The following is a 20,129-nucleotide window of genomic DNA, read 5'->3' as shown; positions in this document are numbered from 1 at the left end:
AGACTGGTTCCACGCTGCCGCGGGCTCCGCTGGGGCGGATCGGCTGCGGCACGCCGAGACAGCGACATGAGGAGAAATCAGTGAGTCACAACGGCGCGACCGTTCCCGAGGTCGGTCAGGGCACCGCCCGGGTCAAGCGGGGGATGGCCGAGATGCTCAAGGGCGGCGTGATCATGGATGTGGTCACCCCCGAGCAGGCGAAGATCGCCGAGGACGCCGGCGCGGTGGCCGTGATGGCTCTCGAGCGGGTGCCCGCCGACATCCGCGCCCAGGGTGGGGTCTCGCGGATGAGCGACCCGGACATGATCGACGGGATCATCTCCGCGGTGTCGATCCCGGTGATGGCCAAGGCGCGCATCGGGCATTTCGTCGAGGCGCAGATCCTGCAGAGTCTCGGCGTCGACTACGTCGACGAGTCCGAGGTGCTGACCCCGGCCGACTACTCCAACCACATCGACAAGTGGGCGTTCACCGTGCCGTTCGTGTGCGGTGCGACCAATCTGGGTGAGGCGCTGCGTCGCATCACCGAGGGTGCGGCGATGATCCGTTCCAAGGGTGAGGCCGGTACCGGTGACGTGTCCAACGCCACCACGCACATGCGCAAGATCCGCGACGAGATCCGCCGCCTGACGTCGCTGCCGAAGGACGAGTTGTACGTGGCGGCAAAGGAACTGCAGGCTCCCTACGACCTGGTGGTCGAGGTCGCCGAGGCCGGCAAGCTGCCGGTGACGCTGTTCACCGCCGGCGGTATCGCCACCCCGGCGGATGCGGCGATGATGATGCAGCTCGGCGCCGAGGGCGTGTTCGTGGGTTCGGGGATCTTCAAGTCCGGCAACCCGGCTCAGCGTGCGGCCGCGATCGTGCAGGCCACCACCTTCCACGACGACCCCGACGTGCTGGCGAAGGTCTCGCGCGGTCTGGGCGAGGCCATGGTCGGCATCAACGTCGACGACATCCCGCAGCCGCACCGCCTGGCCGAGCGCGGCTGGTGACCCCGTCCGCCGGAACGCCCCTGTTCAACACGCCGGAGACCGAACAGTCGACATGCGTAGCGAGCCGGGGGTGTTCCGGCGGTAGGATCTGCTGATCATGGATGCGGCGACCATTGTTCGGGACACCTCCGTCTCGGGCACACACATCGTGGGTGACTTGCGGCTCGAGTGGTCGGCGGCGTGCAACGTCGGACGGGTCCGCGAGACCAACGAGGACGCCGCACTCGCCCTTCCGGGCATGTACCTCATCGCCGACGGCATGGGCGGTCACGACAGCGGCGAACTCGCCAGCGAGGCCGCGCTGCTCACCCTCGCCGAGGCGACGAGCGCCGGCGAACTGAACGCCACCAGGCTCCAGCTCGACGATCTGCTGGTCGCGGCGCAGCGCCGCATCGGCGAGATCGACACCGAGACCGACCGCCGCGCGGGTACCACCGCCACCGGCGCCGTGCTCGTCACCCACGAACAGAGTCCGCACTGGCTGGTCCTGAACATCGGCGACTCGCGGACCTACCGGTACCAGAACGGGTCGCTGCAGCAGCTGACGACCGACCACTCGCAGGTCCAGGAATTCATCGACGCGGGCTTCCTGACGCCGGAGGAGGCGCGAACCGACCCGCGCCGCAACGTCATCACCCGCGCACTCGGTGCGGGGATGGTCGATCCTGTACCGGACTTCTTCAACACGCCGGCCTTCCCGGGCGACGTCCTGCTCCTGTGTACCGACGGGCTCACCGGTGAACTGCCCGACGAGGAGATCGGCGACATCCTCGCCAACGCATCGACCTCTGACGAGGCCGCCGAACGTCTCGTCGACGCGGCGCTCGCGCTCGGTGCCCACGACAACGTCACCGTCATCGTGGTGACCGTGCACGAGTCGGTCCCGACCCTGACGATGCCCGCTCTCGACGGGGAGACCACCGGCGAGGCGACGGTCGCCGGCCCCGAGTGACCGAGGCGATCTGATGAATCCAGGTCACGACCCCTCGGTGCACGACCACCCCGGGACTCCGAGCGCCTCCGAGAGCGCCGACACCGGGATGGACGCCGGCGCAACCTATGTCGAGTACTGCGGCGAACGGATCGCACTCGATGCCGAGCGGCGCTTCTTCATCGGTCGTGAGGCCGATCTGTCCATCGACGACAACCCGTATCTCCATCGCCGATTCCTGGTGGTGCACAACGAGAACGGGCTGTGGTGGCTGACCAATCTGGGCACCCACCTGTCGGCGAGCGTCTCCGCAGGCGACGTCGGATTCTCGGCCACGCTCGGCCCGGGCGCGCGGATGCCGCTCGTGTTCGGCGAGACGACCATCGTGTTCACCGCCGGACCCACCACCTACGAGCTGAGCGTGTTCGCCCGGGCGCCGCAGGTGAAGTCGGTGACCCGCCCGGAGTTCAGCGGCGGCCACACCACCCAGGGCGTTCCGACCCTGACCGAGAGTCAGAAGCTGCTGATCGTCGTGCTGGCAGAGGAGATCCTGCGCCGCGAGGGGACCGGCGCCTCGGCGATCCCGTCCTCGGCACAGGCGGCGCGGCGCCTGGGCTGGCCGCTGACCAAGTTCAACCGCAAGCTCGACAACGTCTGCGACAAGCTCGACCAGCTCGGGGTCAGCGGAATGCGCGGCGGTGGCGGCAAACTCGCCAGCAACCGCCGGACCAAGCTCGTCGAGTACGCGGTGTCCTCGCGCATCGTGACCCGCGAAGACCTCCCGCTCATCGACGCCGAGGCGGCGAGGAACGCCGCCGGCTGACGCCGACCGTCTGACCTGCGGTCATGGCATGGGTAGTTCTCCCCATGCGGTGGGGAGTTCTCCCCATCGACCGGGACGCGAAACGCTCATAATCTTCAACTCATCGCCGGAACGACCCGGCACCGACCATCCGGTTCGATTGAGTGAAGAGGAAGCACCCATGACTGCGATCGCCCACCCGGCCCCCCAGCACCTGCGCCAGATCAACGCTCGACGCGACGCCGAGGCGCAGGCCCGCCGGCAGGAGGCCCTGGCCCGTCTCGCAGCCCGCCGGATGCCGCTTCCCGGACAGGTCTCCCGCCAGAGTCAGCCCGGACTCGGCCACCGCGCGGGTCACCCCCACCTGCACCGCGTCGCCTCGCCGATGCCGGTCGCGGAGAGCGCGGTGAAGGTGGAGACCTCCACCGGTCGCGCGAAGCCGAACCTCACCTCCCGCGAGGTCGAGGTGCTCCGGACCTGGATGCTCGTCGACTCCAAGCCCGCCGTCGCCCAGGAGCTCTACATCTCGCTGGGCACGGTCAACACCCATCTGACCCGGATTCGCGCCAAGTACGCCGAGATCGGTCGTCCCGCCCCCACCAAGGCGTCGCTCGTCGCCCGCGCCATCCAGGACGGGATCATGACGCTCGACGAGCTCTGAGGCCCGGCGTCCGGACCGGTGAACTCTGTGGTCCGGCCTCCGGCCGGGTCGCCCGGTGCGGAATACTGGTCTGCGTGGCAGCCATCGAGGACATACTCCAGGTCGAGCGGATCGAGACCGACATCTACCGGGGTGGTGCGTTCCCGAGTCACCTCCAGCGCACCTTCGGCGGACAGGTCGCCGGACAGGCGCTGATGTCGGCGACGCGGACGGTCGACGACGACCATCATGTCCATTCGCTGCACGGATACTTCCTGCGGCCCGGTGACCCGGACATTCCCACCGTGTTCCTCGTCGACCGCGTCCGCGACGGTCGTTCCTTCGTCACCCGGCGGGTCACCGGAATCCAGCGCGGCGAGGCGATCTTCATGATGTCGGCCTCGTTCCACGTCCGCACCGACCAGGGCTATGAACACCAGGACCGTATGCCACCGGTCCCGGACCCCGAAGAACTCAACGACCGCCTCGACGAGCTCGCGGAGGAAGAGCGTGCGGTGTTCAAGGAGTGGCGCAACTTCGACCTCCGCATCGTGCCGCCCGAGAAGTTGGTGACCTCGCCGTATTTGGCTGCGCAACAACGGGTCTGGTTCCGTTATCGGCATCCGCTGCCCGGCGACACGGTGTTCCACGTGGGAACGCTCGCCTACATGAGCGACATGACGCTCCTCGGGTCGTCGCGGGTGCCACACCCCGAGGTCAACCCCCAGGTCGCCTCCCTGGACCACGCGATGTGGTTCATGCGCCCGTTCCGCGCCGACGACTGGTTGCTCTACGACCAGACCTCGCCGTCGGCCGACGGCGGCCGCGCCCTGACGCAGGGCCGGATCTTCGACCGGCAGGGACGCATGGTCGCGGCCGTCACACAGGAGGGACTCGCCCGCACCGGTCGCGAGATGCCCGAGGATCAGCACGCCCGGACCGATCGGTGAGCGCCGGATCGCGACCGCGGATCGGGGTTCTCGCGCTACAGGGTGACGTACGCGAGCACGTCCACGCCTTGCAGGCCAGCGGCGCAGAGGCCCTGCCCATCCGCAGGCGGGCCGAACTCGACGAGATCGACGGCATCGTCATCCCGGGCGGGGAGTCGACGACGATGAGCAAGCTGCTCGGCATCTTCGATCTCTTCGATCCACTCGTCGAGCGCCTCTCCGACGGACTGCCGGCCTACGGTTCCTGCGCGGGCATGATCATGCTCGCCTCCACCATCCTCGACACCCGTCCCGATGCGCGGCACCTCGACGCCCTCGACATCACGGTGCGCCGCAACGCCTTCGGTCGTCAGGTGGAGAGTTTCGAGACCGATCTCGACTTCGCCGGCATCACCGATCGCGTCGGCGCCCCGGCGATGCGCGCGGTCTTCATCCGGGCGCCGTGGGTCGAGTCGATCTCGCCCGACGTCGAGGTTCTCGCCCGGGTCCCACGGGGTCCGGCCGAGGGGAGGATCGTCGCCGTACGCCAGGGGAAGGTGCTCGCGACGTCGTTCCATCCGGAAGTGACCGGCGACCGTCGTGTACATGAATACTTCGTGGAGATGGTGCGTCGGTAAGATCGTGCCGAACCAGCGATAGTGCAAGCGCCTGCGGCAGGAGCCGGCAGGTTGAGGAACGCCGGATGTGGGGCTCGTGGGCCCGGCAGCGTGCCGCGGGCACGGCCCCGCCGCGCACCGGCACCGGGAAAGGACGGACATGAGCGGCCATTCCAAATGGGCCACCACCAAGCACAAGAAGGCGGTCATCGATGCCAAGCGCGGCAAGATGTTCGCCAAGCTCATCAAGAACATCGAGGTGGCGGCACGTACCGGCGGTGGTGACCCGGCCGGCAACCCGACTCTCTTCGACGCCATCCAGAAGGCGAAGAAGTCCTCGGTGCCCAACGACAACATCGAACGCGCCCGCAAGCGCGGCGGTGGTGAAGAGGCAGGCGGCGCCGACTGGCAGACCATCATGTACGAGGGCTACGGCCCCAACGGCGTGGCGATCCTGATCGAGTGCCTCACCGACAACCGCAACCGCGCCGCCGGTGAGGTCCGCACCGCGATGACCCGCAACGGCGGCAACATGGCCGACCCGGGCTCGGTGTCGTACCTGTTCACCCGCAAGGGCGTCGTCACCCTCGAGAAGAACGGCCAGTCCGAGGACGACGTCCTGATGGCCGTGCTCGACGCCGGTGCCGAAGAGGTCACCGATCTCGGGGACACCTTCGAGATCGTCAGCGAGCCGACCGACCTGGTCGCGGTGCGCAGCGCCCTGCAGGACGCGGGCATCGACTACGACTCGGCCGAGGCCAGCTTCCGCGCATCGGTGGAGGTCGCCGTCGATGCCGACGGCGCGCGCAAGGTCTTCAAGCTGATCGACGCACTCGAGGACTCCGACGACGTGCAGAACGTCTACAGCAACGTCGACATCAGCGACGAGGTCCTCGCCGAACTCGAGAACGACTGATCGCCCACCGCCCTCACGAGGGCGTGTTGATCATCGGAGTTGTCCCCGCGCCCCGATAGAATCTCGAACAACTGTTCGTAACACTGTTCGGATTCCTGGGAGGGTACGAGTGCGCGTCATGGGCGTCGATCCGGGTCTCACCCGGTGCGGTATCGCACTGGTGGAGTCGGGTCGTGGGAGGTCGGTGACCGCACTCGACGTGGACGTGGTGCGTACGCCGAGCGACATGGAACTGGCCGAGCGTCTGCTCGCCGTCTACACCTCGGCGTGTCACTGGCTCGATGTCCATCAGCCCGATGTGGTCGCCATCGAACGGGTCTTCGCGCAGAACCAGGTGTCGACCGCGATGGGTACCGCGCAGGCCGGCGGCGTGATCGCGCTCGCGGCGAGCCAGCGTGGCGTACCCGTACGCTTCCACACGCCGTCGGAGGTCAAGGCCGCCGTCACCGGCAGCGGTCGCGCGGACAAGGCGCAGGTCACCGCGATGGTCACCCGGATTCTCGGCATGCAGACCAAGCCGAAACCCGCCGACGCCGCGGACGCTCTCGCGCTCGCGATCTGTCACTGCTGGCGCGGGCCCATGATGGAGCGGATGGCCGCCGCGCAGAAACAGGCCGACGCGGCCGCCGCGAAGCACCGTCAGCGGCTCGCCCAGGCACGAGAGGGGAGTCGCGCATGATCGCGTCAGTCCGCGGTCCGGTTCTCGAGATCGCCCTCGACCACGCCGTGATCGACTGTGCCGGAGTCGGTTACCGGGTGCTCGCGACCCCGGTGACGTTGTCGCGGCTGCGGCGCGGCGACGAGGCGACGCTTCTCACCTCGATGATCGTCCGCGAGGACTCGATGACGCTGTACGGGTTCACCGAACCCGACGCCCGCGCGCTGTTCGCGCTGCTGCAGACCGTGACCGGGGTCGGTCCGCGGCTGGCGATGGCGACTCTCGCAGTCCTCGAACCGGAGGCGTTGCGTCGCGCACTCGCCGACTCCGACACCAAGGCGCTGACGTCGGTGCCCGGCATCGGCAAGCGCGTCGCCGAACGACTCTGCGTCGAACTCCGGGACAAGGTCGACCGCCCGGCGGGCGACACGTCGGCCGGCACCGTCGTCGCCGGCGGAATCCACGAACAGGTCGCCGAGGCGCTCGTCGGCCTCGGTTTCACCGCCGGTCCGGCCGAGAAGGCGGTCACCGCGGTGCTCGCCGAGAATCCCGACGCCGACGCGTCCACCGCGCTCCGCCGCTCGTTGGCGCTGCTGGGCAAGGCCTCGTGATGACGGACGACCCCGACGGCCTCGAGGACCGCGAGGTCAACGCGACACCCGTCCGTTCCGACGGTGACCTCGACGCCGGCCTGCGTCCCCGGTCGCTGGCCGACTTCATCGGTCAACCGCGCGTCTGCGAACAGCTCGAGCTCGTCCTGCACGGGGCGAAGGGACGCGGCGGGACCCCCGACCACATCCTGCTGTCCGGCCCACCGGGACTCGGCAAGACCTCGCTCGCCATGATCATCGCCTCGGAGATGGGCGCCGCGATCCGCGTGACATCGGGACCGGCGCTCGAACGCGCCGGTGACCTCGCCGCGATGCTGTCGAATCTCGTCGAGGGTGACGTCCTGTTCATCGACGAGATCCACCGCATCGCCCGGCCGGCCGAGGAGATGCTGTACCTCGCGATGGAGGACTTCCGCGTCGACGTGGTGGTCGGCAAGGGGCCGGGCGCCACGTCGATCCCGCTGGACGTCGCCCCGTTCACCCTGGTCGGCGCCACCACCCGCTCCGGCTCGCTGACCGGCCCGCTGCGCGACCGCTTCGGGTTCACCGCGCACATGGAGTTCTACGACCCGGCTGAACTCGTCCAGGTCCTGAACCGTTCCGCGGGAATCCTCGGCATGGGACTGCGTCCCGACGCCTCGGAGGAGATCGCGCGCCGCTCGCGCGGTACGCCCCGCATCGCCAACCGTCTGCTTCGCCGTGTCCGTGACTACGCCGAGGTCCGCGGTGACGGCTCGATCACCGTCGACGTCGCCCGGGCCGCGCTCGCGGTCTACGACGTGGACGAACTCGGCTTCGACCGCCTTGACCGCGCCGTCCTCGACGCTCTGATCCGCGCCTTCGGCGGGGGACCGGTAGGGGTGTCGACGCTCGCCGTGGCGGTGGGCGAGGAGCCCGCGACCGTCGAAGAGGTCTGCGAGCCGTTCCTCGTCCGCGCGGGGATGATCGCCCGCACGCCGCGTGGTCGGGTCGCCACCGCAGCGGCGTGGCATCACCTCGGTCTGACGCCGCCCGCCGGCGCAATGAACGCGTCCTTCGGCGCCCGGCCCCGCGACATCGGAACGGACTCCCTGTTCGACGAGCTGTGACCCCCACCCGCGCGGCGTGACGCCGCGCATGTGACGCGGGGCACCACCTGCGGGGATGATCTTGCCGGCGGACGTGGCACACTGTGTGGAGCACAGCGTGGCCGTTGTCGCCTCACGCCGTCGGCGCGGGGCGGTGGTCCACGCGGTACACCCCGAAAACACAAAGGACTGACTCTCACCCATGGACGCTCTGCTCTTCCCCCTCTTGCTGGCCCTTCTCGCCGGCTTCATGTTCTTGTCGATGCGGAAGCAGAAGAAGCGCATGGCCGAGATGCAGGACATGCAGAACTCGGTGTCCACGGGTGCGCGTATCCAGCTGACCTCCGGCCTGTACGGCACCGTCATCGACGCCACGTCGTCGGATTTCGTCGACGTGGAGATCGCCACCGGCATGGTGACCCGCTGGAACCGCCTCGCGATCATGCGCGTCATCCCCACCGACGAGGCCGCCGCCACCTACGCGGGACACACCGCACCCGAGGTCGAGTACGACGACTACGCCGACCACTCGGACTCGGTGAGCCTGGACAAGCCGTCGTCCGACGACGCGCGCGACACCGACAAGTAATCCCCGAGCAGCGCTGCGCCGTCGACCGGCGTGGCGCCTCGCGCCCACCTCCCGCGCAACGCCTGTCTTGCTGAGGTCTGCGTGCCGCGCTGTGATCTCGGCGCGCACGCAGACCTTCGGAGTCGGTGGGTCATGCGGTCCTGGCATCCTCGGCCGGTTGACGTTCCCAAAGGAGACCTGAACAGCTGTGACTACTCCTCGTTCGACTGCAAAGGCGGACAAGCCCGCCGGCAAGCGGTCGCGACCGAGTCGAGAGATCCCGCCGTGGCGTCCGCTCGCGGCCTTCCTCGCGCTCCTCGCCGTCGTGTACGGGCTGATCTACTTCACCGGTCCCCAGACGCTCGAACCCAAACTGGGCATCGACCTCCAGGGCGGAACCCGGGTGACGCTCACCGCGCGCACCGAGGACGGCAAGGAGCCGACGCGGCAACAGCTCGACCAGGCCAAGCAGATCATCGAGCAGCGTGTGAACGGGCTCGGTGTGTCCGGTTCCGAGGTCGTCGTCACCGGCAACAACCTCGTGATCACGGTGCCCGGCGAGGACGGCGCGCAGGCCAAGTCGCTGAGTCAGACCGCGCGGCTGTACGTGCGGCCGGTGGTCGGCGCCACCCCGGCGACCCCGCAGCCGCCGAAGCCGGAGGACCAGACCGAGAAGCAGGCCGACGCGATGCCCACCGAGGTGGCCGCGGCGGCGATCGCCGAACAGCGCAAGCTCCGCCAGGCCCCCGGCGACGCCAAGCAGGAACAGCTGGTGCCGCTGCAGGAGCAGATGGCGAAGATGGACTGCTCGCCGACCGCCAACGACCCCCTCCGGGGCAACGACCTGCCCGACCAGTACCTGGTGGCCTGTTCCACCGACGGCAAGGAGGTCTACCTCCTCGGTCCGCAGATCATCGACGGTCGCGACATCAAGGACGCGTCCGCCGGCACCGATCCGCAGACCGGTGAGTGGGTCGTCACCCTCGAGTTCAAGGGCAAGGCCGCGGACTTCTGGCCCAAGTACACCGCGCAGGAGGCCCCCAACCGCACCCAGACCGCGTTCACCCTCGACTCGTCGGTCGTCTCGGCGCCGGCGATCAACGAGCCGATCCCGGGCGGCCAGACCCGCATCAGCGGCAGCAGCGCCGACCCGTTCACCGAGAAGTCGTCGAACGAGCTCGCGAACGTGCTGAAGTACGGCTCGCTGCCCCTGTCGTTCAACGCCTCCGATGCCGAAACCGTTTCGGCGACACTGGGTCTCTCGTCGCTGAAGGCAGGTCTGCTCGCCGGTGCGATCGGCCTCGTCGCCGTGTTGATCTACGCGCTGGCCTACTATCGGATGCTCGGCATCCTGACGATGCTGTCACTGGTGCTCGCCGGTGCGATGGTCTACGGCATCATCGTGCTGCTCGGACGCTGGATCGGGTTCACGCTCGACCTCGCCGGCATCGCCGGTCTGATCATCGGTATCGGTATGACCGCGGACTCGTTCGTCGTCTACTTCGAACGCATCAAGGACGAGATGCGCGAGGGCCGGAGTTTCCGTTCGGCCGTGCCACGAGGTTGGGCCAGCGCCCGCCGCACCATCTGGTCGGGTAACGCGGTCAGCTTCATCGCCGCCGCGGTGATCTACACCCTCGCGATCGGCGAGGTGCGCGGCTTCGCGTTCACGCTGGGCCTCACCACGATTCTCGACGTCATGGTCGTCTTCCTGGTGACCCACCCACTCGTGGTCTACGCCAGCCGGTCGTCGTTCCTGTCCAAGCCGAGCGTCAACGGTCTCGGCGCGGTCACCGAGGTGGCCCGCGAGCGAAAGGTCGCAGCCCGCCGCCAGGCCGAGGCCACCGGCACCGAAGCGGCCCGTGCCGACGCGTCCACCAGCGAGAAGGGGACTGTGCGATGACCCGTCCGGACAACCCGAACAAGGACGCGCGGGAGACCACGGGCACCACGGTCGCCGAACCGCCGGCGCCGTCCACCGGGACCGACGCCGACTTCGTCTCCGACACCCGGCGAGGGTTCTTCGCCCGGCTCTACACCGGCACCGGCGCCTTCGAGATCGTGGGCAAGCGGAAGACCTGGTACATCGTCACCGCCGTGATCATGCTGATCTGCCTGGCGTCCATCGCCATCCGCGGGTTCACCTTCGGCATCGACTTCGAGGGCGGCACCCAGATGTCGGTCCCCGTCGTCTCGTCGGAGGTCACGGCGGACTCGGTCGAGAAGATCGTCACCGAGGCCCTCGGCGAAGAGCCCGAATCGGTGCAGACCGCGGGCGCCGGCGACAGCGCCACCGTGCAGGTGCGCACCGAGACCCTCGACATCGCCCAGGCCGAGGCGGTCACGCGCGCGCTCACCGAGGAGTTCGGTCCCGCGCTGTCGCCTGCCGAGGTCAGCATCTCCGACGTCAGTTCCACCTGGGGCCGTGAGATCACCGAGAAGATGGTTCTCGCGCTCGCGGTGTTCCTGGTCATCGTGTTCGCCTACATCGCCGTCCGGTTCGACCGGGAGATGTCGATCGCGGCCATGGCATCGCTGTTCTTCGACATCGTGTGCACCGCGGGTGTCTACTCGCTGGTCGGCTGGGAGGTGACGCCGGCGACTGTGATCGGCCTGCTGACCATCCTCGGCTTCTCGCTGTACGACACGGTCGTCGTGTTCGACAAGGTCGCCGAGAACACCCGCTCGGTCCTGCAGACGACGCGTCGTACCTACGGCGAGCAGGCGAACCTCGCCGTCAACCAGACACTGATGCGATCGATCAACACGACGATCATCTCGGTGCTGCCGATCATCGCCCTGATGGTCGTGGCGGTGTGGCTGCTCGGGGTCGGCACGCTGAAGGACCTGGGCCTGATCCAGCTCGTCGGCGTGGTGGTCGGCGCCTACTCGTCGATCTTCCTCGCCGCGCCGCTGCTGGTGGCGCTGAAGGAACGCCGTCCGGACGTCGCCCGGCACACCACGAAGGTGATGAACCGCCGTGCCGGGATCACCTCCGGCGCCGGCTCGACCGACACCGAGCGGCCGGTGCGCCGTCGCCGCGGCGCGGCCGACACGGACGAGGCCGACCGGGCGGTACCGACCGGCAAACGCCGTCGCAACCGCTAGTCTCACCGACGTGATCGTCAGGCAACGGGAGTTCATCAGGGTCCTGAGCCTGCTCGTCGGGGTCGTCACGGGCGCGGGCGTCCTGACGGCGTGCGGGGACGACAGGCCACCGACCCTCGACTACGTGGTCGACGCCCACGTGACCAGCTACAACGCGAACACCGTGGACGGCAACGCCGACGGCGTGATCATGGCTACCAGTCGTCTCCTGCCGGGTTTCAGCCTGCTCGGACCCCGGGGGCAGGTCATCCCGGACCGCGACGTCGGCACCGTGACCCGACTCCCGGGACGCGCCGCGGCGCTGCGGTACGAGTTCACCCCCGAAGCCGCCTTCACCGACAAGGTCGCCCTCGATTGCGACGACCTGGTGTTGGCGTGGGCCGCGATGAGTGGGCGCTTCCCCGGTTTCACGCCGGCGACGACGGCCGGGTACCGCGACATCGACAAGGTGGAGTGCGCACCCGGCGAGAAGTCGGCGACGGTGACGTTCGCGCCGGGACGTGAGTACCGCGACTGGCTGTCACTGTTCGGCGCGGGCACGCTGCTGCCCGCCCACGTCGCGGCCCGCGAGGCCGGAGTCGCCAACGTCGTCGACCCCATCCGGGCGATGGACCGCGGTGCGCTGGCCCGCATCGCCACCGCCTGGAACACGGGCTTCGATCTGACCTTCGGTCCGGTCGACCATGCGCGGTTCCCGGCCTCGGGGCCATACCGCATCGACCGGTACTCACGGTCGGGCGGACTCGTCCTGATCCCCAACGAATCGTGGTGGGGCGACAAGCCCGAGACCTCGCGCATCGCGATCTGGGGCCGCGGCACCGATTCGGCCCGCCGCCTTCCCGACGGGAAGTTCGACATCGTCGACGTCACCGCGGGAATCGTGGAGGGTGACATCGCCGGCACACCCGGCGCGGACGGACCGGCCTCACCCTCCCGGGCGCTCGGCGTGGAACAGATCGTGCTCGCGGGACGAGGCGTCTTCCGGGACGTGCGGATGCGGCAGGCCTTCGCCTCCTGCGTCCCGCGTGCGGACCTCGCCCGTGACTTCTCCGGCGGCGCCCAGGTGTGGAATCTGCGCCTGCTCGCACCCGCGGACAACCTCGCCGGGCCGATGAACACCGAGTTCGGCCGCGCCTACCAGCGCCCGGACCTCGAACGGGCACGGACGCTGCTGCGCGCCGCGACCGGTCAGGGCGCGGGGGACGGGACATCGACGACGTCGGATCTGCAGCCGCGTCGTGTCCGCATCGGGTACGTGGCGCCGACCCTGCGGTGGCAGCAGATGGTGGCGGCCATCGCGGCGTCCTGCCGGGAAGCCGGATTCGTCGTCGAGGATGTCGCCACACCCGACGTGCAACCAGAATCACTGGGCAAGGATGTCGATGCCCTGATCACGGCCGGGGGAGACTCCTTCGCCGCATCCGGCGCCGCGGACCCGAGCCGGGACGCCTACACGCTGCGTGGCGGTGACCCGCTCAACCTCTCCGGCACCGGGGGCCCTCAGGTCAGTCGTGGGATCGACCAGTTCGCGGTCACCGTGTCCGTACCCGACCGGCTCCGTCTGGCCCGCTCGATCGAGAACGCGAGCTGGGCGTCGATGCCGTCGATCCCCCTGTTCGCCGCGCCGCGCATACGGCAGTGGAAGGATCAGGTGGGTGGCGTCGCGGCCGGACTCAGTCGCGCGGGCACCGGGTGGAACATGGATCGATGGACGATCGGCAGATGACTGTCGAGTGGCAGTGCAGACAAGCGGTAGGGGAGAACTGATGGGCGGCGTGGTACCCGAACGGACCGCGGAAGCGGTGGCACGTGCCCAGGCGGCGATCGCCCGGCACACCCGCCTCGTCGACGACTTCCCGAGCGCCGGGATCGCCTTCAAGGACCTGACACCGGTCCTGGCCGACGCGGAGGGATTGTCCGCGATCGTCACGGCCCTGACCCACGGCTGCGGCGCGATCGACCTCGTCGCCGGCATCGACGCACGCGGCTTCCTCCTCGGTGGTGCGGTCGCCCGCGAACTCGAGGTCGGGGTGCTCGCGGTGCGCAAGGGCGGCAAGCTGCCGCCTCCGGTGCACGCGGTCAGCTACAGCCTCGAATACGGCAGCGCGACGCTGGAGATCCCCGCCAGCGGTCTCGACCTGAGCGGGCAGCGCGTCCTTCTCGTCGACGACGTGCTGGCCACCGGCGGCACCGCGGTGGCCGCTGCGGGTCTGCTCAGCCGGGCGGGGGCGAGTGTCACCGGCGTCGCGGTGATCATGGAGCTCGTCGGACTCGGCGGACGCGACACGATCGCTCGCGGGCTGGGCCCAGAGGTGCCCGTCCACTCGGTGGCGCTCGACTGACGGTCTCGGGTGACCGAGGATCTAGACTCGATTGAGACCACGACAGGACACGGACCACGACATACGGAGGAGGACCGGCGATGCCCGATGAATCCGGCACGGCTGAGCGCTTCGTGACTCCCGCGGCCGACTCGTCTGCGTCACCGGTCGGCGAGGGCACCGGACCAGGCGTCCCCACCGCGACGTCGACCTCCCCATCCGCCTCGCGGCGCGTACGCGCCCGTCTGGCCCGCCGCATGACCGCCACCCGCAGCCAGGTCCGGCCGGTCCTCGAGCCCCTGGTCACGCTGCACCGCGAGATCTACCCGAAGGCCGACGTCGCCCTGCTGCAGCGGGCCTACGACGTCGCCGAGGAGCGCCACAGCGGACAGAAACGCAAGTCCGGCGATCCGTACATCACCCATCCGCTGGCGGTCGCGACGATCCTCGCCGACCTCGGCATGGACACCACCACCCTGATCGCCGCGCTGCTGCACGACACGGTCGAGGACACCGGCTACTCGTTGCAGGCGCTCGAACGTGACTTCGGACCCGAGGTCGCCCATCTCGTCGACGGCGTGACCAAACTCGACAAGGTCGCGCTGGGCAGTGCCGCCGAGGCCGAGACCATCCGCAAGATGATCATCGCGATGGCCCGCGATCCGCGCGTCCTCGTGATCAAGGTCGCCGACCGGCTCCACAACATGCGGACGATGCGCTTCCTCCCGCCGGAGAAGCAGGCGCGCAAGGCTCGCGAGACGTTGGAAGTCATTGCGCCGCTTGCGCATCGGCTCGGTATGGCGACCGTGAAGTGGGAGCTCGAGGACCTCTCGTTCGCGATCCTGCACCCCAAGCGCTACGAGGAGATCGTGCGTCTGGTCGCCGACCGCGCCCCGTCGCGCGACACCTATCTCGCGCGGGTGCGGGCCGACATCAATAGCGCGTTGTCCGCGGCGCGGATCCACGCGACGGTCGAGGGGCGTCCCAAGCACTACTGGTCGATCTATCAGAAGATGATCGTCAAGGGACGCGACTTCGACGACATCCACGACCTGGTCGGCATGCGCATCCTGTGTGAAGAGGACCGTGACTGCTACGCCGCGGTCGGCGTCGTCCACTCGCTGTGGCAGCCGATGGCTGGACGCTTCAAGGACTACATAGCCCAGCCGCGCTTCGGCGTCTATCAGTCGTTGCACACCACCGTGATCGGGCCCGAGGGCAAGCCGCTCGAGGTGCAGATCCGGACGCACGAGATGCACCGGACCGCCGAGTTCGGCATCGCCGCCCACTGGCGCTACAAGGAGAACGGCTACCGGAAGTCGGGCAAGAAGTCCGACACCACCGAGATCGACGACATGGCGTGGATGCGCCAGCTGCTCGACTGGCAGCGTGAGGCCGCCGACCCCGGTGAGTTCCTCGAATCGTTGCGTTACGACCTCGCGGTCCGGGAGATCTTCGTCTTCACGCCGAAGGGCGACGTGGTCACCCTCCCGGCCGGTTCGACGCCGGTCGACTTCGCCTACGCGGTCCACACCGAGGTCGGTCACCGCTGTATCGGTGCCCGCGTCAACGGCCGGCTGGTCGCGCTCGAACGCAAGCTCGAGAACGGCGAGGTGGTGGAGGTGTTCACCTCCAAGGCGCCCACCGCCGGCCCGTCGAAGGACTGGCAGACCTTCGTGGTGTCGCCGCGGGCCAAGGCCAAGATCCGCCAGTGGTTCGCCAAGGAGCGCCGCGAGGAGGCCCTCGAAGCCGGTAAGGATGCGATCGCCAAGGAGGTCCGCCGCGGCGGACTTCCGTTGCAGCGCTTGCTGTCGGCGGAGTCGATGGCGGCGATCGCCAAGGAGCTGCGGTACACCGACGTCACTGCGCTGTACACCGCGGTGGGGGAGAATCATGTCTCCGCACGGCATGTCGTCAACCGGCTCGTCGCATCTCTCGGTGGTATCGAGGACGCGGAGGAGGCGCTCGCCGAGCGGTCCACACCGTCGACGATGCCGACCCGCACGCGTCAGGGCGGGGATGCCGGCGTGGTCGTCGACGGCGTCGACAACGTGGTGATCAAACTCGCCAAGTGTTGCACGCCCGTACCAGGCGACGACATCATGGGCTTCGTCACCCGCGGCGGCGGCATCAGCGTGCACCGCACGGACTGCACCAATGCGACCTCGCTCCAGCAGCAGTCCGAACGGATCCTCGACGTGTCGTGGGCGCCGTCCCCGGAGTCGGTGTTCCTCGTCGCCATCCAGGTCGAGGCCCTCGACCGTCACCGCCTGCTGTCCGACGTCACCAAGGTGCTCGCCGACGAACGTGTCAACATCCTCTCGGCGTCGGTGACCACCAGCCGCGACCGCGTGGCCGTCAGCAAGTTCACCTTCGAGATGGGCGACCCCAAGCACCTCGGCCACGTGCTCAACGTGGTCCGCAACGTGGAGGGCGTCTACGACGTCTACCGCGTCACCTCGGCGGCATAGCCCCCTGCTGGTTGAGCCGGCACCGAGCGCAGCGCGGAACTCTCCTGCTGGTTGAGCCGGCACCGAGCGCAGCGCGGAACCCTCTGCCGGTTGAGCCGGCACCGAGCGCAGGGCGGAGCCCTCCTGCTGGTTGAGCCGGCACCGAGCGCAGCGAGGAGCCGTGTCGAAACCAGAGATCCCGTTGCGTTCTGTCCCGGTAGCCGGGCCAGAACGCAACGGGATCTGTGTCGTCGGAGCCGGTTTCGCTAGTCGATGGTGGCGGTCTCGATCGTCACCGGGAGCTTCGGCTTGCCGTCGCCGGGTTGGCTGCCGGCCGGGCCGGGGGTGATGCCGCCGGCGTAGACCTTGTCCAGCACGGCGAGTCCGGGCTCGTCGACCTTGCCCACGATGGAGTAGTCGGGACCGAGTTCGCTGTCGTTGATCACGATGAACAACTGGCTCGACCCGGTGTTCGGGTTCTGCCCGCCCTGGCTGCTGTTGGCGATCGCCACCGTGCCGCGCGGGTAGACCACCGGCTGCGATCCGCTCATCGGATCGGGCTGTCCGACCTTCTTCAGGTCGGTCGGTGGCTCGTCGGGGCTGGTCCAGCCGGGCCCGCTCATGCCGGTGCCGGTCGGGTCGCCGCACTGCAGGATCTTCAGCTTGTCGCTGGTGGTCATGCGGTGGCAGGTCGTGTCCTCGTAGAACTTGTTCTCGATCAGCGAGGTGACCGCGGCGACATTGCACGGGGCGCCGTCACGTTCCAGCGTGATCGGCAGGACACCCTGGGTGGTCGTGAAGGTGGCCTGCTCGGTGCCGGACTTCAGGACCTTGTCGTCGGGCTTGGGGGACTTGCGCTCGTTCTTCGCCGCCGCCTTCAGCTCGTCGAGTTCGGCCTGGTACTGCGGCTTCTGATCGGCCGGCACGGTGTCGGGAACCTGGTCGGGGAGCTGGTCGAACCGGCTCGGCGAGTGCTCGAACGCGCAGGTGGTCCAGCGTGCGGCCTCCCGGTCGTCCATGATCTTCTTCACCACGACGGCGGTCACGCCGGCGACGACGGCGACCACGACGGCGGTCGAGACCGACGCGATGACGATCTTCCGCTTGCGCCTCGCGAGACGCTCGGTTTCGAGGCGTTCCTCGAGCTTCCGCTTGGCCGCCTCGCGGCGCTCCTCATTGGTGGTCACGCGGGTGGATCCTCCTGAATCCCGGCATAGCCTGCCGACAATCTGCGCGGACGTCACTTACTCGAGAGGCAAGTGTGCCAGTTGTACCTGAGAACGGCGTTCAGTGGGTGGTGGAGTGGGGTGTCGCGGCACGCGTGTCAGCGCGACCGCACCGCCTGTCGGCCGCCGTGGGCAGCTAGGACACAATGGAGGGACCCGCGACCCGATCCGAGACCCTCGAGGAGTGCCATGCTGATCACCGGATTCCCTGCCGGCATGTTTCAGACGAACTGCTACCTCGTGGCGGCCGAAGCCGGATCTGAGGCGGTGATCATCGACCCGGGCCAGGACGCCGCGCCGCGCGTGCGTGAACTGCTCGCCGAGAACGACCTCACCCCGGTCGCCGTGCTGCTGACCCACGGCCATCTGGACCACACCTGGAACGCCACGCAGTTGTGCGACGAGTACTCCATTCCCGTCTACATCCATGCCGCCGACCGGCCGATGCTGACCGATCCCGGCCTGGGCATCGGGCGCGCGCTCGGCGCGATGATCGGCGACGAGAAGTTCCGCGAACCGGAGAAGGTCGTCGAGTTCGACGACGGTGAGCCCGTCGAACTCGCCGGCATCCACTTCTCGGTGGACCTCGCACCCGGCCACACCCAGGGTTCGGTGCTGCTGGGCATCGAGGTGACCGTTCCGGCGGAGTCCGGGTCCGACGCTCCGACGACCGTGCCGGTCTGCTTCTCCGGTGACGTGCTGTTCGCCGGGTCCATCGGACGCACCGACCTGCCCGGCGGCAACCATCAGCAGCTGCTCGACTCCATCGCCGCGAAGCTGCTGCCGTTGCCGGACGACACCCTGGTCCTGCCCGGGCACGGACCGCAGACCACGATCGCGCAGGAACGCGCTGCCAACCCCTTCCTGGTCGACCTTCGGGCTCCGGGAACCGACACCATCGCCACTGATCGACCGAAGGGACGACACGGACTGTGAGCGGAGCATTTCAGGCACCCCGGGGTATCCCGGACTACTTCCCGCCGAACTCGGCGGATTTCCGGAAGGTGCGGGACACGCTCACCGACGCCGCGCGTCGTGCGGGATACGGACACATCGAACTGCCGATCTTCGAGGAGACGGCGCTGTTCGCCCGCGGCGTCGGCGAGTCGACCGACGTCGTCAGCAAGGAGATGTACACCTTCACCGACCGCGGTGACCGGTCGGTGACGCTGCGACCCGAGGGCACCGCGGGCGTGGTGCGCGCGGTTATCCAGCATGGCCTCGACCGCGGACAGCTGCCGGTCAAGGTCTGCTACGCCGGACCGTTCTTCCGCTACGAGAAGCCGCAGACGGGTCGCTACCGGCAGCTGCAGCAGGTCGGCGTCGAGGCGATCGGCGTCGACGACCCGGCACTCGACGCCGAGGTCGTGGCCGTCGCCGACGAGGGTTACAAGCGACTCGGACTGTCCGGCTATCGCCTGGAGATCACCTCGCTCGGTGACGATGCGAGCCGCCCGCGCTACCGGGAGGCGTTGCAGGAGTTCCTCTTCGGGCTCGACCTCGACGAGGCGACCCGTAAGCGCGCCGAGATCAACCCGCTGCGCGTGCTCGACGACAAGCGTCCGGAGATCCGTGAGGCGACCGCGAACGCGCCGTTGCTGATCGACTACCTGTCCGACGAGGCGAAGGCGCACTTCGACCTCGTGCTTGCCAACTTGGACCGCCTCGGCGTGGCCTACGAGATCAACCCGCGACTCGTGCGCGGCCTGGACTACTACACCAAGACCACCTTCGAGTTCGTGCACGACGGTCTCGGCGCGCAGTCGGGCATCGGCGGCGGCGGACGCTACGACGGACTGATGCGCCAGCTGGGCGCCAAACAGGATCTGTCGGGCATCGGCTTCGGCATCGGTGTCGACCGCACGATGCTGGCGCTCGAGGCCGAGGGTGTCGCCGGTACCCAGGCGGCGCGCTGCCAGGTCTTCGGCGTCCCGCTCGGCGCGGACGCCAAGGCCGAACTCGTCGGCGTCGCAGGCTCATTGCGTGCTGCGGGCATCAGCGTCGACCTCGCCTACGGCGACCGCGGGCTCAAGGGCGCGATGAAGGCCGCCGACCGGTCCGGCGCGCGTCTCGCGCTCGTGCTCGGCGAGAACGAACTGGCGGGGCGTCGCATCGAGATCAAGGATCTGGGCAACGGTGAGCAGCAGCAGGTCTCACTCGACGACGTCGTCGCCGAGGTCACGCGCCTCCTGGGCTGACACCGCAACTCTGAAAACCGCCCCTGGAGAACGCCCTCCACGGGTCCGCCGCCGACATATCGTCGCCGCCGGGTCTCTGGAGGGTGCCTTTCAGG

The 20,129-nt window shown here is 68.7% G+C and carries 19 protein-coding genes; 18 read left to right on the top strand and 1 reads right to left on the bottom strand.

Going from position 1 to position 20,129, the window contains the following annotated elements; translation table 11 throughout:
- The first annotated feature begins 80 nt into the window (after positions 1-80).
- From pdxS to GOAMI_RS09790, 16 genes are all read left to right on the top strand, one after another.
- Positions 81-992 carry a pyridoxal 5'-phosphate synthase lyase subunit PdxS gene (gene pdxS, locus GOAMI_RS09865; RefSeq protein WP_006436347.1) on the top strand — a complete coding sequence of 304 codons (912 nt, stop codon included), beginning with the start codon at positions 81-83 and terminating at the stop codon, positions 990-992.
- Between the two features lie 97 nt (positions 993-1,089).
- Positions 1,090-1,944 (top strand): PP2C family protein-serine/threonine phosphatase, encoded by an 855-nt coding sequence (locus GOAMI_RS09860; protein WP_006436346.1) that lies wholly within the window; start codon positions 1,090-1,092, stop codon positions 1,942-1,944.
- Between the two features lie 13 nt (positions 1,945-1,957).
- Complete coding sequence (locus tag GOAMI_RS09855; protein WP_006436345.1) at positions 1,958-2,746, top strand: hypothetical protein; 789 nt, start codon at positions 1,958-1,960, stop codon at positions 2,744-2,746.
- Positions 2,747-2,906: 160 nt separating this feature from the next.
- On the top strand, positions 2,907-3,386 hold the full coding sequence (locus GOAMI_RS09850) for a helix-turn-helix transcriptional regulator (protein WP_006436344.1): 480 nt from the start codon (positions 2,907-2,909) through the stop codon (positions 3,384-3,386).
- 74 nt (positions 3,387-3,460) lie between these two features.
- Entirely contained in the window at positions 3,461-4,315 is an 855-nt protein-coding gene (locus GOAMI_RS09845) for an acyl-CoA thioesterase (protein ID WP_006436343.1), read from the top strand.
- On the top strand, positions 4,312-4,932 hold the full coding sequence (pdxT, locus tag GOAMI_RS09840) for a pyridoxal 5'-phosphate synthase glutaminase subunit PdxT (RefSeq protein ID WP_006436342.1): 621 nt from the start codon (positions 4,312-4,314) through the stop codon (positions 4,930-4,932). Before GOAMI_RS09845 ends, pdxT begins: the two co-directional genes overlap by 4 nt.
- Positions 4,933-5,071: 139 nt before the next feature.
- The gene (locus GOAMI_RS09835) at positions 5,072-5,827 is read left to right on the top strand and encodes a YebC/PmpR family DNA-binding transcriptional regulator (RefSeq protein ID WP_006436341.1); all 756 of its coding nucleotides are present in this window, start codon (positions 5,072-5,074) and stop codon (positions 5,825-5,827) included.
- 109 nt (positions 5,828-5,936) lie between these two features.
- Positions 5,937-6,506: a crossover junction endodeoxyribonuclease RuvC gene (gene ruvC, locus GOAMI_RS09830; protein ID WP_006436340.1), complete on the top strand. Its 570-nt coding sequence runs from the start codon at positions 5,937-5,939 to the stop codon at positions 6,504-6,506.
- Entirely contained in the window at positions 6,503-7,096 is a 594-nt protein-coding gene (gene ruvA / locus GOAMI_RS09825; protein ID WP_006436339.1) for a Holliday junction branch migration protein RuvA, read from the top strand. The genes ruvC and ruvA overlap by 4 nt, the downstream gene beginning before the upstream one ends.
- On the top strand, positions 7,096-8,184 hold the full coding sequence (gene ruvB / locus GOAMI_RS09820; RefSeq protein WP_006436338.1) for a Holliday junction branch migration DNA helicase RuvB: 1,089 nt from the start codon (positions 7,096-7,098) through the stop codon (positions 8,182-8,184). Before ruvA ends, ruvB begins: the two co-directional genes overlap by 1 nt.
- Positions 8,185-8,365: 181 nt before the next feature.
- Positions 8,366-8,752 (top strand): preprotein translocase subunit YajC, encoded by a 387-nt coding sequence (gene yajC, locus GOAMI_RS09815; RefSeq protein WP_006436337.1) that lies wholly within the window; start codon positions 8,366-8,368, stop codon positions 8,750-8,752.
- A 187-nt stretch (positions 8,753-8,939) separates the two neighbouring features.
- Positions 8,940-10,634: a protein translocase subunit SecD gene (gene secD / locus GOAMI_RS09810; RefSeq protein WP_006436336.1), complete on the top strand. Its 1,695-nt coding sequence runs from the start codon at positions 8,940-8,942 to the stop codon at positions 10,632-10,634.
- Positions 10,631-11,839: a protein translocase subunit SecF gene (gene secF, locus GOAMI_RS09805; protein WP_006436335.1), complete on the top strand. Its 1,209-nt coding sequence runs from the start codon at positions 10,631-10,633 to the stop codon at positions 11,837-11,839. The genes secD and secF overlap by 4 nt, the downstream gene beginning before the upstream one ends.
- A gap of 10 nt (positions 11,840-11,849) precedes the next feature.
- Positions 11,850-13,565, top strand: coding sequence for an ABC transporter substrate-binding protein (locus GOAMI_RS09800; protein ID WP_006436334.1), 1,716 nt, complete (start codon positions 11,850-11,852; stop codon positions 13,563-13,565).
- Between the two features lie 40 nt (positions 13,566-13,605).
- On the top strand, positions 13,606-14,181 hold the full coding sequence (locus GOAMI_RS09795) for an adenine phosphoribosyltransferase (protein WP_006436333.1): 576 nt from the start codon (positions 13,606-13,608) through the stop codon (positions 14,179-14,181).
- A gap of 80 nt (positions 14,182-14,261) precedes the next feature.
- Positions 14,262-16,631: a RelA/SpoT family protein gene (locus GOAMI_RS09790; RefSeq protein WP_006436332.1), complete on the top strand. Its 2,370-nt coding sequence runs from the start codon at positions 14,262-14,264 to the stop codon at positions 16,629-16,631.
- Between the two features lie 245 nt (positions 16,632-16,876).
- Here GOAMI_RS09790 and GOAMI_RS09785 read toward each other — a convergent pair whose 3' ends face one another.
- A complete protein-coding gene (locus GOAMI_RS09785; protein ID WP_006436331.1) occupies positions 16,877-17,797 on the bottom strand; it encodes a peptidylprolyl isomerase in 921 nt (306 codons plus the stop codon).
- A 228-nt stretch (positions 17,798-18,025) separates the two neighbouring features.
- Between GOAMI_RS09785 and GOAMI_RS09780 the strand changes: the two genes are divergently transcribed.
- Positions 18,026-18,772: an MBL fold metallo-hydrolase gene (locus GOAMI_RS09780; RefSeq protein ID WP_006436330.1), complete on the top strand. Its 747-nt coding sequence runs from the start codon at positions 18,026-18,028 to the stop codon at positions 18,770-18,772.
- A complete protein-coding gene (gene hisS / locus GOAMI_RS09775; RefSeq protein ID WP_006436329.1) occupies positions 18,769-20,034 on the top strand; it encodes a histidine--tRNA ligase in 1,266 nt (421 codons plus the stop codon). Before GOAMI_RS09780 ends, hisS begins: the two co-directional genes overlap by 4 nt.
- The last annotated feature ends 95 nt before the right edge of the window (positions 20,035-20,129 follow it).

This window comes from Gordonia amicalis NBRC 100051 = JCM 11271, from assembly GCF_000332995.1.
Taxonomy (GTDB): Bacteria; Actinomycetota; Actinomycetes; order Mycobacteriales; family Mycobacteriaceae; genus Gordonia; species Gordonia amicalis.
Note: the sequence above shows the minus strand (reverse complement) of the source record. Positions and strands in the feature narration are given on the sequence as shown.

Excerpts from the sequence above, each read along its gene's own strand:
- GOAMI_RS09855 (WP_006436345.1), top strand. The coding sequence starts at position 1,958 with ATGAATCCAGGTCACGACCCCTCGGTGCACGACCACCCCGGGACTCCG.
- GOAMI_RS09860 (WP_006436346.1), top strand. The coding sequence starts at position 1,090 with ATGGATGCGGCGACCATTGTTCGGGACACCTCCGTCTCGGGCACACAC.
- GOAMI_RS09835 (WP_006436341.1), top strand. The coding sequence starts at position 5,072 with ATGAGCGGCCATTCCAAATGGGCCACCACCAAGCACAAGAAGGCGGTC.
- GOAMI_RS09850 (WP_006436344.1), top strand. The coding sequence starts at position 2,907 with ATGACTGCGATCGCCCACCCGGCCCCCCAGCACCTGCGCCAGATCAAC.
- yajC (WP_006436337.1), top strand. The coding sequence starts at position 8,366 with ATGGACGCTCTGCTCTTCCCCCTCTTGCTGGCCCTTCTCGCCGGCTTC.
- ruvA (WP_006436339.1), top strand. The coding sequence starts at position 6,503 with ATGATCGCGTCAGTCCGCGGTCCGGTTCTCGAGATCGCCCTCGACCAC.
- GOAMI_RS09780 (WP_006436330.1), top strand. The coding sequence starts at position 18,026 with ATGCTGATCACCGGATTCCCTGCCGGCATGTTTCAGACGAACTGCTAC.
- GOAMI_RS09795 (WP_006436333.1), top strand. The coding sequence starts at position 13,606 with ATGGGCGGCGTGGTACCCGAACGGACCGCGGAAGCGGTGGCACGTGCC.
- secF (WP_006436335.1), top strand. The coding sequence starts at position 10,631 with ATGACCCGTCCGGACAACCCGAACAAGGACGCGCGGGAGACCACGGGC.
- GOAMI_RS09790 (WP_006436332.1), top strand. The coding sequence starts at position 14,262 with ATGCCCGATGAATCCGGCACGGCTGAGCGCTTCGTGACTCCCGCGGCC.
- ruvB (WP_006436338.1), top strand. The coding sequence starts at position 7,096 with ATGACGGACGACCCCGACGGCCTCGAGGACCGCGAGGTCAACGCGACA.